Raw genomic sequence first — 13,355 nt, 5'->3', positions numbered from 1 at the left:
GGCAGCTCCTACACAGGGGGTCAGCGGAAAGTTTGGGTAATGCTGCGGCGCTTGGCGTGCAGTTCGCTGGCGTGGATCAACTGTTCCAGATCTTCGGGGGTGATGTCGATGAAGGCCTCCATGTCGGCCAGCGCCAGCTTGAGGTCTTCGGCGGTGATGGCCTGACTGTCGACCTGGGTCAGCACCGGCGCGGTTTCGGCCGGACGTTTCGGATAACGGATGCGGGTCAGGTTGTTATAGGCGAGGGCGCTGAGCAGCATGCACGCCGCGCCAAGCATCACCGGTTCCATGGCCTTCCAGTCCATGGCAATGGTCGCCGGATCGGCCAGCACCAGCGTCAGTGCCAACGCCCCGGCCGGCGGATGCAGGCAACGCAGCCAGCACATCAGAATCAGCGCCATGCCCGCCGCCAGGCAAGCACTGCCCAAGGTGCGGCCAAGTACATGAGCGACCAGCAACGCGACGACACCGGCACACAAATACCCGCCCAGAATCGACCACGGCTGGGCGAGGGCGCCGGAGGACACGGCAAACAGCAAAACCGCCGATGCCCCCAGCGGGCCAATCAGGTGATAGGCAACGTCGTGACCGAACACCTGCGCGCACAGCCACACACTGAACAATGTGCCCAGCGCCATGCCGATGGCGGCGCGGCTCCATTCGGTGGGACGGGTGTTGATGGCGGCGGGCAACCAGCGAGCGAGCATGTGAATCCGATCCTTGCAGCAAATCCGAGGCAAAAAAAAGGACTTGTCCGGCATATCCGGAAAGCCCTCGAAGTGTTCCAGCATTGGGGGAGGAACGCGCACAGTGTGCCGGGCAAACTCGATGCTGACAAATTCATATTAATGAAGATTTAGTGCATTAATTTTGAATTGAAGCGATACGGCGGCCACTCATGAAACACAAATAGCCACCCACAGCGGCCAATGCGCTCAAGGCATAGAACATGCTCGGTGCCGGGGTGTGCATCAGCAGAAATCCGCACATGACCGGACTGGCCGCACCGCCCAGGGCCGCAAGGTTCTGCGCGCCGTAATAGCTGCCGCGCAATTCTTCCGGGGCGAGTGTGTCGACAAACAAAAAGTCGGCCGGGTAAATGATCATCTCGCCCAAGGTGAAGATGAACATCGCCACACACCAGCCGACCAGGCTGTCGGCCAGACTGAAGCCGATCAGCCCGATGATGAACAATGCGGTGCCGCCGGCAATCCAGTGGCGCAGGTGCTCACGGGTGAGCAATCGGCCGACTTGGTATTGCAGCAGAATCACCGTGATTGCGTTGCAGGCGAGCAGCGCGGCCATGGTATCCAGCGTCTGTTGCTGGGTGTGGGTCACCAGCAAGTATTGCGACAGGTACAGGGTGAAACGCCCGTGCACCAGCGTGCTGAGCAGGCAACCCAAGGTAAACAGGATCATCGTGCGGTCGTTTTTCAGGATGATCAGGGTTTTCAGAAAGCTTTGTGGCTGAGCGACCGCGGCGACCGGATTCACTTCGCGCACGGCACCGAACAGCAGAAAGATGCTGCCGATGGCAATCGCGCCCGCGACGATAAACGGCGCTGACGGCTGAACGCCGGCAATCACCACGCCGATCATCGGGCCGACGGCGTAACCGATGTTGGTCAGCGTGTAGTTCAGGGAAAACGCCTTGACCCGCTGGCCCACCGGCAGGTTTTCACTGAGGATGGCTTTGGAGCAGATGAGGAACAGCGCCGACGCCGTTTCGCTGATGATCAGCACCAGGGTGACCAGGTACAGATTCTGCGCGAAGGTCAGCAGGATCAGACCGATGCCGCTTGAGAGCATGGTCAGGATCAGCAACTGGCGCTTGTCCAGCCGATCGATGATGTAACCACCGTACAGCGACAACAGCGTGGCGCTGAACACCGCGATCCCCAGCAGCAGTCCGACGTCTTGCGGGTTGAGGTTGAGCTTGTTGCTGAGGAACAGCGTCAACAGTGGACTGATCAGCGCACGGCTGATGACGACGGTCAGCGAGCTGATCATCAACCGGCGGATGAGGCGCGAGTAGGTGGCCACGAAGGGTCAATGTCCTTATTTCAAATGCCTGGCGGGCGTACGTCATCCTTACCGGCCAGTCACCACCGGTCAAGCTGCCACAACACTATCCCTGTGGGAGCGAGCCTGCTCGCGAATGCGTTGGGTCAGATACATCAATGTTGACTGACACTCCGCCTTCGCGAGCAGGCTCGCTCCCACAAGGACCTTCATTGCTTTCAAATCAGGGGCAGGCGCATGGCGCAGCGCCGCTCTGCGGGAAATCCGCAGGCGATTTCGGCTTGCAGCGCATCGCGCAAATGGCGGTCGGTGTGTGCATGCGTCAACTCGACAAATCCCATCCGTTGATAAAACGGCGCATTCCACGGCAGATCGCGAAAGGTGGTCAATGTCACTGAGTTCAACCGCATCAGGCGCGCTTGTTCAATGACTGCCGCAACCAGTGCGCGACCCATGCCTTGTCCTTGAAAAGCCTGACTGACGGATAGCTCCTCAATGTGCATGTGCTGATCAATGCCTACAGCACGAACAAATCCAGTCAGTTGCCCATCGCTGTTTTCAGCAACCCACACGTACGCCTGTTCGATGGCTTGCAGATGTTGGGCAGCATCGGGCACCTCGGCATCAGCCAGCCACGCCAACGGCGGATCAAGACGAAACAATTGCGCTGCCGAACGCTCGATCGCGGGGAGGGCTCCCGCGTCAGCAAGGCTGGCGCGGCGTACGTCGAAGGTCATGTTGAGGCGCATCCTGTCGGTCGAGAGCTCGACAGATTAAGGTTTCAGCCACAGCAATACATAGTCGTTTTTATCAAAACGCCCGTCCAACACTGGCTGCGCGCTTTCCAGCGGCGTGCCCTTGAGGGAGGGCAGATCACTGCGGTCCATCATCAGCCACGCCGGACCTTTGATCGCCTCCAGTTGCTGAATCGAGTCACTGAACTGCGGTTGCAGATCCTGCGAGAGATTGACCATGAACTTGATCGCCTTCGCGTCCTTGCCCATGCCATGCAACACCAGTGGCGCCGGATTTTGCTGAACCTGGGCGAACACCGCGCGACTGAATGCCTGGGTGTCGTACAAACGCCGTTCCACCGGTTCGAAGACCGCCGCGTACACCGTCCAAAGCGCCAACACGGCACTCAACGTCAGCACTTCGACGCGCCAACGCGGGATCAACAATCGCGACAACGCCAACAGCTGCAGCACGCCCAACGCGATCAAAACAATGGAAACCTCACCCAATTGCTCGGGAAAGCGCCGTCGGGCGATCAGTAAAACCACCAGCAACAAGCCCGGCGTGACCAGCCACAAGCCCATGATCAAGCCGCGCAACCAGCGGAACACCCGCCCATGCACCACCTGAAACGGATACGCCGCAATGATCGCCGCCATGGGCAACATCGGCAGCAGATACCGCGCCTTCTTCGCCTGGGGAATTGACAGGCCGACCATCACAATCAGTCCCGCCGCCGCGCAATACTGCACCAGGCGTAACGCCGGACCACGCTGCTGCGGTTTGCTCAGCCAGGCCGCCGCCAGTACCAACAATGCCAGCGGATAGGCCAGCGCATAGTTGCCCAGCGAGCTGGTGAAGTAATACAGCGAGCCGCTGACGCCTTCGCTGCCGTCCATGCGCCCCATGAACTGCATGCGAATCACGTCCTGCAAGAAGACCGCGCCACCGCTGAGTTTCGCCAGCCATAACAACAACCCGACACACGCGGCCAGCAACAGCGAAGCCAACACGCCGAACACCAGCAAACGCGACCACTCACGGTTGAGCAGGTAATAGCTGCACAGCATGCCGGTCGGCACCACCAGACCAATCGGCCCGCGAATACCGAAGCCGAGCAACAGCAAAGCGAAAATCAGCAGCCAGTGACGCTTGCCGGCAAAATGATCATGGGCATAACCGAGATAGAACACCGCAAAGGCCACCGCTGCGAGCATCAAGTCCTGCGACACCGCGCGCACTTCAGTGACGAAACCGCTGGTGAGCATCAGCAACGCAATACTGATCAACGCCCAGCGCCGTGAGTACGGCGCCAGCAGTCGATACATCAGCGTCACAATCAGCGCACCGGCGACGGCACTCGGCGCCCACGCGGTCAACGCATTCACCACGCCGAACGGCAACGACAGCAGCCAGACGAACAGCGTCGAAACTGCAGAATAATCCGCGTACGGCTGACCATAGGTGGTTGGAAACACCGTCGGCCCATGGCGCAGCATTTCCTGCGCGAACAACACAAATCGCGAATCGAAACCGATCGGAGCCTGCCCGTAGACTCCGGCCATGAACAATAAAAACGCCAGCAACCCTGCGATCAGGGACTGCCGGCGGATTTCAGGCGATAACGTGATCAAGCGACGTCGGACGCGTGCGGCCACTGTTGCAGCGGAATCGGCAACTTGCGCGATTCGCCACGGCCCATCGGGAAGTAATGGAAGCCGTTGCGCGCCAGACGCTCGGCGTCGTACAGGTTACGGCCATCGAAGATCACCGGGGTGTTGAGGCGCTGTTTGATCAGGTCGAAATCCGGCGCCTTGAACTGCTGCCACTCGGTGCAGATGATCAGCGCATCGGCGCCGGGCAGTACCGATTCCGGCGTGCCCATCAGCATCAGCTTCGATTCGTCCGGGTAAAGGTTCTGGGTTTCCTGCATGGCCTCCGGGTCGAAGGCGCGCACACTGGCACCAGCGGCCCACAACTCCTCCAGCAGGACCCGGCTCGGCGCGTCACGCATGTCGTCAGTATTCGGTTTGAACGCCAGCCCCCACAGGGCGAAGACCTTGCCGCGCAGATCACCCTTGTAGAACGCATTGATACGCTCGAACAACTTGTGTTTCTGCCGCTGGTTGATCGCCTCGACGGCTTGCAGCAAGTCGCTGGAGCAATGCGCTTCTTCGGCGCTGTGGATCAGCGCGCGCATGTCTTTCGGGAAGCACGAACCGCCATAACCGCAGCCCGGGTAGATGAAGTGGTAACCGATGCGCGTGTCGGCACCGATGCCCTGGCGTACCGATTCGATGTCGGCGCCCAGGTGCTCGGCCAACTCGGCGATCTGGTTGATGAAGCTGATCTTGGTCGCCAGCATGCAGTTGGCGGCGTATTTGGTCAGCTCGGCGCTGCGCAGGTCCATGAACATGATGCGGTCATGGTTGCGGTTGAACGGCGAGTACAGATCACGCATCACGTCGCGTACTTCATCGCCTTCGCAACCGATAACGATACGGTCTGGACGGCGGCAGTCGGCAACCGCCGAGCCTTCCTTGAGAAATTCCGGGTTGGAGACGATATCGAATTGCAGCAGGCGGCCGACCTTGATCAAGGCTTTTTCGATGTGCGTGCGCAGCGTATCGCCGGTGCCCACCGGTACGGTGGATTTCTCCACCAGAATCAACGGCTGCTCACGATGACGGGCAATCGCGTCGCCGACCGAAAGCACGTAACGCAGATCGGCCGAACCGTCCTCTCGCGACGGCGTACCCACGGCAATGAACGCCACCCGACCGTGCTGCACGGCGAGTTGTTCATCGGTGGTGAATTGCAGGCGTTTCGAATCCAGACCTTCCCGAACGAGGCTGGCCAGCCCCGGTTCGAAAATGCTGACATGACCCTGGCGCAACAGGTCGACCTTCTTCTGGTCGACGTCCATGCACACGACATCATGGCCGACTTCGGCCAATACAGCCGCTTGCACCAGACCGACGTAACCGCTGCCAAATACTGTGATTTTCATGGAGCACTCCTGAATTCGGGCGCACGAGCCGGACGAGTGTTGATGGTGATGACCCCGAGCATGACCAACGCCACGCCCAGTGATTTAGTGAAACTGAAGGATTCGTTGAACAGCGGCAGACTGGCCGCCAGCAGATAAACCAGCGCATAGCTGATGCTCAGCAGCGAATAAGCCCGGCCCAACGGCAGATCGCGCAGGGCGGCGAGCCAGCAGAGCATCGACAGGGCGTAGGCGAAAATCGCCGCAATGACCACGGCCAAGGCCCGCCAATCAAGGCTGTCGATGTGCAGCCATTGGTCCGGCACGGGCAGGCGGGTCATGCTCCAGCGCATGCCCAGTTGCGCAGCGCTGACGAGAAACACGCTGCCCAGCGCGAAGCTGATGCCACGACGTTGATTCATGACTGTTGCCCCAGCAACACCACGCCGCCGATCACCAACGCCACGCCGAGCCAATGCTGGCGGTCGATGGGTTCACGGAAGACGAAGCGCGCGATCAGGGTGATCAGCACGAAGTTGAGGCTGAGCATCGGGTAGGCGATGCCGACTTCCAGACGCTGCAGCACCAACAGCCAGACCAACAGGCCCGAGCCGAGGGCGAGCAGGGCCAGCCACAACCACGGCGAACACAGTTTGTCGGCCCAGCCCGACTCGACGCCGCGCCAGCTCTCCACGGCGTATTTCTGCGCTACTTGGCCCAGGCAGGTCAGCAGGCACGCAGCCAACAGCAGCAACAGGCTCATGACGCCTCCTTGGGCAGGATCATGATCACCAGGTTGCCCTGTTCGTAACGGATGCCGTCCTTGGGCAACTTGTCGATTTCGTCCAGTTCGTCCTGCCCCTTGACGCGCATCACCACGCCGACTGAACCGCTGCGGCGCGCCTCGCGCATCCACTGTTGCACGTCTTTGCTGTCGACCCGCTGTTGAATGCCGTCAGGATAGGCAAGGCCATATTTCAATTCGCCTATCGTGTTGTACAACGCCACTTGCGGGGTTTTCAGGCGCCAGGCCAGCGCCGAAGCGGCGCCCAGATCGTTGCTCAGCAGGTGGGTGGTTTGCGCCAGTTCGGTGACGTGATGCTTGATGAACTGATCCGGCATCTTGTTGGCGACCACCGATTTGGGCAGCGCCGCCGGCAACACGGCGATCAGCAACAGGCTGCCGAGCGCCGGCGCGGCCCAGCATTGGAGCGGCAGAAAGGCTTGCAGCAGGTTGGCGATGATCCAGCCGATCAGCGCGATAAACACCAGCACCATGCTGTGCAGTTCGTGGTCGTAGACCGGTTTGGTCAGTTGCAAATAGACCAGCGCGATCAACGTGACGACGCCCAGCAACAGATTGAGCAGACCATTGATGCTCAGCGTGCGACCTTGCTCAAGACGCAAGCGGTCGGCCAGCGCATTGCCCAGCAACAACGCCATCGGCAGCAGGCACGGCAGGATGTAAGTCGGTAGCTTGCCGTTGGCCAGGCTGAAAAAACCCAGCGGCATCGCCAGCCAGAGCAGCACAAAGACCACTTTCGGCTGAGCGCGGCTTTGCCATGCCTGCTTGAATGCCGTCGGCAGCAACCCCACCCACGGCAGACTGAACGCCACCAACAGCGGCAGATAGAACCACCACGGCGCATCGTGTTGCGCGTCATCACCGGCAAAGCGACGAATATGTTCGTGCCAGAAGAAGAACCGCCAGTAGTCCGGCTCCTGCGCATGCACCGACAGCACCCACGGCAGGCTGACGAGGATCGCCACGGCAATCGCCACCGGGCCGAACATCAGCAATTCACGCCAGCGTTTTTGCCAGAGCATCCACGGCAGGGCGATCAACACCGGCAGCAGCCAGGCGAGGAATCCCTTGGTCATGAAACCCATGCCACACGCCAGCCCCAATACCGCCCAGGCCGCCATGCGCTTGCCGCTGGTGTGGCTGTCGACGGCAAACCACAGCGCCACCAGACTGAGGTTGACCCAGAAAGTGAATTGCGGATCGAGGTTGGCGTAACCGGCCTGACCGGCGACCACGGTAAAACTCATGTAGAGCAGGGCGCAGACGAAGCTTTTACGCGGCTCGTTCCACAAGCGCCGGGCGACCAGATAGCACAGCAGCACACTCAACCCGGTGCTCAGCGCCGAAGCAAAGCGCACGCCGAACAGGTTTTGCCCAAACAACTCCTGACCCAGCGCGATCATCCAGTAACCGGCAATCGGCTTCTCGAAATAACGCAGGCTCATGAAGTGCGGCGACACCCAGTTGCCGCTCAGCAGCATGTCCTGGCTGATCTGTGCGTAGCGGGTTTCGTCGGGAATCCACAAGCCGTGCGTGCCCAGCGGCAGCAGATAGGCCAGCAAGCAAATGACCAGCAACAGCAGTGGCAGCGTCCAGCGTTTAGTCATGCGCCTTGCACTCCCAGCCAGCCTTCACGGCCGTCGAGGGCGCCGCGTTGCACACGACCCACGGGCAAGGTGTTGAAGAACTCGGGCAGCAAATCGCCCAGCGGTTTGAAATCGATACCTCGCTGGCGCGCATCGGCCAGCAATTGACGAAAATCCTCAGCCATCAGAATCCCTTCTACTTCGGCGTGAATGGTGTAGACGTTGAGCTGTTGCGGGCGAAAGTGATCGAGGATGAAACCGTTGAAGTCCCGCGCCGCTACGATCGGGCCGACGACCTCGTCGAAGGTCGGCAAATCCACCGGAATCTGCGGTGTACCCGGCGTGCCGTCGGCCAGCAACGGGCGAAACAGACGTTGCCCACGGCAATCGCTGTTGTAGCGAAAGCCGAAGGCTTGCTTGGCCTCGATCACGCGCTCGTCCGCACGCCAACCGGCAGCGGCCGAGCACTCGACTTTCTCGCCGAGAATGTCGCTCAAAGTGTCGACGCCCTGACGGATCTGCTCGATCAGTTGCGCATTGCTCCAGCGCCCGGCGTTGGCCTGCCAGCCGTGGTGATCCCACGCATGTAGGCCCACTTCATGACCGGCATCGCGGGCCTGACGCATCAGGTGCCCGAGGTCACGGCCAATCGGTTTGCCCGGCCACGCGGTACCAGCCAGCAGAATGTCCCAGCCGTAAAGGCCGGCGGCGTTGGAGCGGAGCATCTTCCAGAGAAACTGCGGGCGGATCAGGCGCCACAGATGCCGGCCCATGTTGTCCGGGCCGACACTGAAGAAGAACGTTGCCTTGATCTGTGCCTCGTCGAGCATTTCCAGCAGCCGCGGCACACCTTCACGGGTGCCGCGGTAGGTGTCGACGTCGATACGAAGTCCTGCCTGCATTACTTCTTGTCCGCGATTTCGAGCATGGCCTCGCGCAAGAAGAAATCGAGCGTATTGCCGATGGTCTCGCGCATTTCCACGGTTGGCGTCCAGTCGAGCAGACGCTTGGCGTTGGCGATGCTGGGTTTGCGGTGTTCGACGTCCTGATAACCGGCACCGTAGAACGCCTTGCTTTCCACGTCGCGGAAACCGGCGAACGGTGGGAAGTTGTCGCGCAGCGGGTGCGCTTCGAACTGACGCAGCAACTCTTCCCCCAACTGACGGATGCTCGCTTCGTTGTCCGGGTTGCCGATGTTGATGATCTGGCCGTTGCAGACGTCGTTATCGTTATCGATGATCCGCGCCAGTGCTTCGACGCCGTCAGCGATGTCAGTGAAGCAGCGTTTCTGCTCACCGCCGTCGAACAGGCGAATCGGCGTGCCTTCGACCAGGTTGAGGATCAGTTGGGTGATTGCACGGGAGCTGCCGATGCGTGCCGAGTCCAGACGGTCGAGACGCGGGCCCATCCAGTTGAAAGGACGGAACAGGGTGAAATTCAAACCCTTGGCGCCGTACGCCCAGATCACCCGGTCGAGCAGTTGTTTGGACACCGAGTAGATCCAGCGCTGCTTGTTGATCGGGCCGACCACGAGGTTCGAGGTGTCTTCGTCGAAGTGCTTGTCCTGGCACATGCCATAGACTTCCGAGGTCGACGGGAAGATCACGCGCTTGTTGTACTTGACGCAGTAGCGCACCAGTTTCAGGTTTTCTTCGAAGTCGAGTTCGAACACACGCAGCGGGTTGCGGGTGTATTCGATCGGCGTGGCGATGGCCACCAGCGGCAGGACCACGTCGCACTTCTTGATGTGGTACTCGATCCACTCGGAGTGAATGCTGATGTCGCCTTCGACGTAGTGGAAGTGCGGATGGCTGCGCAGACGGTCGATGGCGTCGGAACCGATGTCCAGGCCATAGACTTCGTAGCGGTCATCGCGCAGCAGACGCTCGGACAAGTGATTGCCAATGAAGCCGTTGACGCCAAGGATCAGCACGCGAGTGCGACGCGGTGCACGGCCGGATTCAGCTCCGCGCAGCAGCGAGCCATCGACCAGACCGAGTTCACTGGCCAGTTGCGGGCCGCTGAGGAACAGACCGTTGTCGTTGCGCTGACCGGAGAGGATCACCAAAGAATCTTCGCCGCAGGCAATGCGCAGCGGGTCGACACTGATCACCCGACCCGGTGCCTGACCGTCGTTGCCCTTGGCAACTTCAGCGCTCCAGACGATCAGTTTGTGTTCACCCACGGCGCAGAATGCACCCGGATAAGGTTGGGTCACGGCGCGAACCAGGTTGAACAACTGCTCGGCCGGTTTCGCCCAGACCAGTTTGCCGTCCGCTGCGGTGCGACGACCAAACACGGTGGCTTTCGATTCGTCCTGCGCGGTTTCGCTGATTTTGCCTTGCAACATGGCCGGCAGGGTGTCACGCAACAGATCAGCGGCGGCGGTGCGCAACTTGCCGTGCAGGCTCAGCGCGGTGTCGCTGCGTTCGATGGCAACACGCTGCTGGGCAACGATGGCGCCGGCATCGGCGCGCTTGACCATGCGGTGCAAAGTGACGCCGGTTTCGGTTTCGCCGTTGACCAGAACCCAGTTGGCTGGGGCGCGGCCACGGTAGCTTGGCAGCAACGAGCCGTGCAGGTTGAACGCGCCTTTCTTGGCCACGGCCAGCAACGACTCACTGAGCAGGTTGCGATAGTAGAAGGAGAAAATGTACTCAGGCGCGAGCTTGGCAATGCGCTCGATCCACAACGGATGGTTGACGTCTTCCGGTGCGTGCACCGGGATGCCTTTGCTGGCGCACAGTTGCGCGACCGATCCGTAAAACGCGTTTTCTTTCGGGTCATCGGCGTGAGTGAACACCGCCGCAATGTCATAGCCGCTGTCGAGCAGGCCTTGAATACCGGCGCAACCAATATCGTGATAAGCGAAGACAACAGTTTTTGCACTCATGAGTGAACCTGACCGGTAGTAGAAGTAGTAGTGGAGAGACCATCAACGGTGACCGCAGGCGCCGGCTCGGCGGCGTGGCTGCGCAAGACTTTTTCAATGAAGAAACGCGGGCGGGCGCGCACGTCGCTGTACATGCGCCCGAGGTATTCGCCGAGCAGGCCCATGCCGATGAACTGGCCACCGGTGAACACAAAGAGCACGGCGAACAGCACGAACATGCCGTCACCGGCCCAGCCGGAACCGAACGCCAGGCGCATGACGATCAACGCAAAAGCAAACAGCAATCCAAGCCCGGCCATGGTGAAACCGACGATGCTCAGCAGGCGCAACGGCGTGGTGGTCATGCAGGTGATCAAGTCGAACATCAGGTTGATCAGGCGCATCGGGCTGTACTTCGAATCGCCGTGCTCACGTTCGGCGTGGGCCACGACGATTTCGGTGGTGTGGCGGGCGAAGCTGTTGGCCAGAATCGGGATGAAGGTGCTGCGTTCACGGCAGGCGAGCATTGCGTCGATGATCGTCCGGCGGTAAGCGCGGAGCATGCAGCCGTAGTCGCTCATGGCGACGCCGGTAGAGCGCTGCACGGCGAGGTTGATCAGCTTCGAAGGATAGCGGCGCAGGGCCGAATCCTGACGGTTGCCGCGCACGGTGCCGACGACGTCGTAACCTTTTTCGGCTTCGGCGACCAGGCGCGGGATTTCTTCCGGCGGGTTCTGCAGGTCGGCGTCGAGGGTGATGACGACATCGCCTTTGCACTGCTCGAAACCGGCCATGATTGCTGCATGCTGGCCGTAGTTGCGGTTGAGGATGACGGCTACAAACGGGCTGTCCTCACGGCTCGCAGCTTCTTCCAGAAGGTTGGCGGACTCGTCACGGCTGCCATCGTCGACGAGGACGATTTCATAGTCGTGACGCAGCATCCGGCAGGCTGCCTCGGTGCGGCGCAGCAGTTCCGGGAGGCTGTCCTGTTCGTTGTAGACCGGGATGACGATCGACACACAGCGGATCGGATAAGGTTTCACAGGCGTTTGTCCATAAGAGTGGCGATGGCACCGACCACGCGATCAAGGTCTTGATCGCTCATGTCGGGGAACAACGGAATCGAGCACAGCCGCGCCGAGTTCCATTCGGTGTTGGGCAGATACAGATCGGGGTCACGCTGGCGATACCAGGTGTGCAGGTGGGTGGCGATGAAATGGATACCGGTGCCGATGCCCTGGTCCTGCAAGCCTTTCATGAAGGCTTCGCGATCCATGCCGCAGCGCTCGCTGTCGATGCGCAGGATGAACAGGTGCCAGGCGTGGGTCTGGGCGTAGGCAGGTACGGCCAGCGGTTGCACCGGCAGGCCTTCGAGTTTTTGCCGGTAGGCGGCGGCCAGTTCGGTGCGGCGCGCGTTGATCGCGTCCAGACGCTCCAGTTGCACCAGCGCAATCGCGGCGTTGATGTCGGCGAGGTTGTACTTGAACCCCGGTTCCATCACTTGCGCCTGCGGCTTGCGGCCACCGGTCAGGCGATCGTAGGCGTCAACGCCCAGACCGTGGAATTTGAGCATGCGCACGCGGCTGGCCAAGGCTTCGTCGTCGGTGACGAACATCGCGCCTTCGGCACAGGTCATGTTCTTGATCGCATGGAAGGAGAAAATCGCCGTGCCTTGCGCGCCGACATGACGGCCCTTGTAACGGGTGCCAGCGGCGTGGGCGGCGTCTTCGATCACTGCGATGCCGTGTTTGTCGGCCAGCGCGTACAGCGGATCAAGATCAAACGCGGCGCCGGCGTAATGCACGGGAATGATTGCTTTGGTGCGTGGGGTGATGGCGGCTTCGATGCGCGCGGCGTCGGTCATCAAGGTGTCGCGATCAACGTCAACGAACACCGGTGTGGCGCCGAGCAGCGAGATCATGTTGGCGGTCGACACCCAGGTCTGCGACGGGGTGATGACTTCGTCACCCGGGCCAATACCCAGGGCCAGCAAGGTGATGTGCATGCCGCCGGTGGCGGACGAAAGTGCCACCGCATGCCGACAGCCAACGTACTGCGCGAATTGTTCTTCGAGTGCCTGATTTTTCGGTCCGGTAGTGATCCAGCCGGAACGCAATACTTGCTCAACGGCTGCAATTTCTTCATCGCCGATACTCGGGCGAGAGAAGGGGAGAAACGCCTGACTCATGAACACCTCATCACAAACAATCAGAAGAAAACCAAGTCACCAAACAGGATCCAATCTCAGCGTAGACGCAAAAAATACCTTTGCATCAATAAGTTGCTGATACGACTTACCGTCGGGGTTCGGTTGACTTTTGTGGCTTCGCGCGGCAGTTTGGACGG

General features: G+C 60.6%; 12 protein-coding genes. All 12 read right to left on the bottom strand.

Translation table 11 applies throughout. From position 1 onward, the window contains the following. Window positions 1-20: 20 nt before the first annotated feature. On the bottom strand, window positions 21-707 hold the full coding sequence (locus tag RMV17_RS14480) for an HPP family protein (RefSeq protein ID WP_311886972.1): 687 nt from the start codon (window positions 705-707) through the stop codon (window positions 21-23). Window positions 708-864: 157 nt separating this feature from the next. Then, a complete protein-coding gene (locus RMV17_RS14475; RefSeq protein ID WP_311886971.1) occupies window positions 865-2,043 on the bottom strand; it encodes an MFS transporter in 1,179 nt (392 codons plus the stop codon). A gap of 197 nt (window positions 2,044-2,240) precedes the next feature. Beyond that, entirely contained in the window at window positions 2,241-2,759 is a 519-nt protein-coding gene (locus tag RMV17_RS14470) for a GNAT family N-acetyltransferase (RefSeq protein ID WP_311886970.1), read from the bottom strand. A gap of 36 nt (window positions 2,760-2,795) precedes the next feature. Beyond that, on the bottom strand, window positions 2,796-4,391 hold the full coding sequence (locus tag RMV17_RS14465) for a glycosyltransferase family 39 protein (protein WP_311886969.1): 1,596 nt from the start codon (window positions 4,389-4,391) through the stop codon (window positions 2,796-2,798). Further along, window positions 4,388-5,767 (bottom strand): UDP-glucose/GDP-mannose dehydrogenase family protein, encoded by a 1,380-nt coding sequence (locus RMV17_RS14460; protein ID WP_311886968.1) that lies wholly within the window; start codon window positions 5,765-5,767, stop codon window positions 4,388-4,390. The genes RMV17_RS14465 and RMV17_RS14460 overlap by 4 nt, the downstream gene beginning before the upstream one ends. Then, window positions 5,764-6,168 carry a 4-amino-4-deoxy-L-arabinose-phosphoundecaprenol flippase subunit ArnF gene (gene arnF, locus RMV17_RS14455; RefSeq protein WP_123594537.1) on the bottom strand — a complete coding sequence of 135 codons (405 nt, stop codon included), beginning with the start codon at window positions 6,166-6,168 and terminating at the stop codon, window positions 5,764-5,766. Before arnF ends, RMV17_RS14460 begins: the two co-directional genes overlap by 4 nt. Then, window positions 6,165-6,509 carry a 4-amino-4-deoxy-L-arabinose-phosphoundecaprenol flippase subunit ArnE gene (arnE, locus tag RMV17_RS14450; RefSeq protein WP_311886967.1) on the bottom strand — a complete coding sequence of 115 codons (345 nt, stop codon included), beginning with the start codon at window positions 6,507-6,509 and terminating at the stop codon, window positions 6,165-6,167. Before arnE ends, arnF begins: the two co-directional genes overlap by 4 nt. Beyond that, on the bottom strand, window positions 6,506-8,158 hold the full coding sequence (gene arnT, locus RMV17_RS14445; protein WP_311886966.1) for a lipid IV(A) 4-amino-4-deoxy-L-arabinosyltransferase: 1,653 nt from the start codon (window positions 8,156-8,158) through the stop codon (window positions 6,506-6,508). Before arnT ends, arnE begins: the two co-directional genes overlap by 4 nt. After that, on the bottom strand, window positions 8,155-9,039 hold the full coding sequence (gene arnD / locus RMV17_RS14440; RefSeq protein WP_311886965.1) for a 4-deoxy-4-formamido-L-arabinose-phosphoundecaprenol deformylase: 885 nt from the start codon (window positions 9,037-9,039) through the stop codon (window positions 8,155-8,157). The genes arnT and arnD overlap by 4 nt, the downstream gene beginning before the upstream one ends. Continuing rightward, window positions 9,039-11,030 carry a bifunctional UDP-4-amino-4-deoxy-L-arabinose formyltransferase/UDP-glucuronic acid oxidase ArnA gene (gene arnA, locus RMV17_RS14435; RefSeq protein ID WP_311886964.1) on the bottom strand — a complete coding sequence of 664 codons (1,992 nt, stop codon included), beginning with the start codon at window positions 11,028-11,030 and terminating at the stop codon, window positions 9,039-9,041. Before arnA ends, arnD begins: the two co-directional genes overlap by 1 nt. Next, the gene (arnC, locus tag RMV17_RS14430) at window positions 11,027-12,052 is read right to left on the bottom strand and encodes an undecaprenyl-phosphate 4-deoxy-4-formamido-L-arabinose transferase (RefSeq protein ID WP_016986762.1); all 1,026 of its coding nucleotides are present in this window, start codon (window positions 12,050-12,052) and stop codon (window positions 11,027-11,029) included. The genes arnA and arnC overlap by 4 nt, the downstream gene beginning before the upstream one ends. Beyond that, complete coding sequence (gene arnB / locus RMV17_RS14425) at window positions 12,049-13,197, bottom strand: UDP-4-amino-4-deoxy-L-arabinose aminotransferase (protein WP_311886963.1); 1,149 nt, start codon at window positions 13,195-13,197, stop codon at window positions 12,049-12,051. The genes arnC and arnB overlap by 4 nt, the downstream gene beginning before the upstream one ends. Window positions 13,198-13,355: the final 158 nt, after the last annotated feature.

The sequence above is a fragment of the Pseudomonas sp. VD-NE ins genome (assembly GCF_031882575.1).
GTDB lineage: Bacteria > Pseudomonadota > Gammaproteobacteria > Pseudomonadales > Pseudomonadaceae > Aquipseudomonas > Aquipseudomonas fluorescens_BZ.
Note: the sequence above shows the minus strand (reverse complement) of the source record. Positions and strands in the feature narration are given on the sequence as shown.

Coding starts and splice junctions, on each gene's coding strand:
- arnT (WP_311886966.1), bottom strand. CDS start 8,158: ATGACTAAACGCTGGACGCTGCCACTGCTGTTGCTGGTCATTTGCTTG.
- RMV17_RS14460 (WP_311886968.1), bottom strand. CDS start 5,767: ATGAAAATCACAGTATTTGGCAGCGGTTACGTCGGTCTGGTGCAAGCG.
- arnB (WP_311886963.1), bottom strand. CDS start 13,197: ATGAGTCAGGCGTTTCTCCCCTTCTCTCGCCCGAGTATCGGCGATGAA.
- arnF (WP_123594537.1), bottom strand. CDS start 6,168: ATGAATCAACGTCGTGGCATCAGCTTCGCGCTGGGCAGCGTGTTTCTC.
- arnE (WP_311886967.1), bottom strand. CDS start 6,509: ATGAGCCTGTTGCTGCTGTTGGCTGCGTGCCTGCTGACCTGCCTGGGC.
- arnA (WP_311886964.1), bottom strand. CDS start 11,030: ATGAGTGCAAAAACTGTTGTCTTCGCTTATCACGATATTGGTTGCGCC.
- RMV17_RS14470 (WP_311886970.1), bottom strand. CDS start 2,759: ATGACCTTCGACGTACGCCGCGCCAGCCTTGCTGACGCGGGAGCCCTC.
- RMV17_RS14480 (WP_311886972.1), bottom strand. CDS start 707: ATGCTCGCTCGCTGGTTGCCCGCCGCCATCAACACCCGTCCCACCGAA.
- arnD (WP_311886965.1), bottom strand. CDS start 9,039: ATGCAGGCAGGACTTCGTATCGACGTCGACACCTACCGCGGCACCCGT.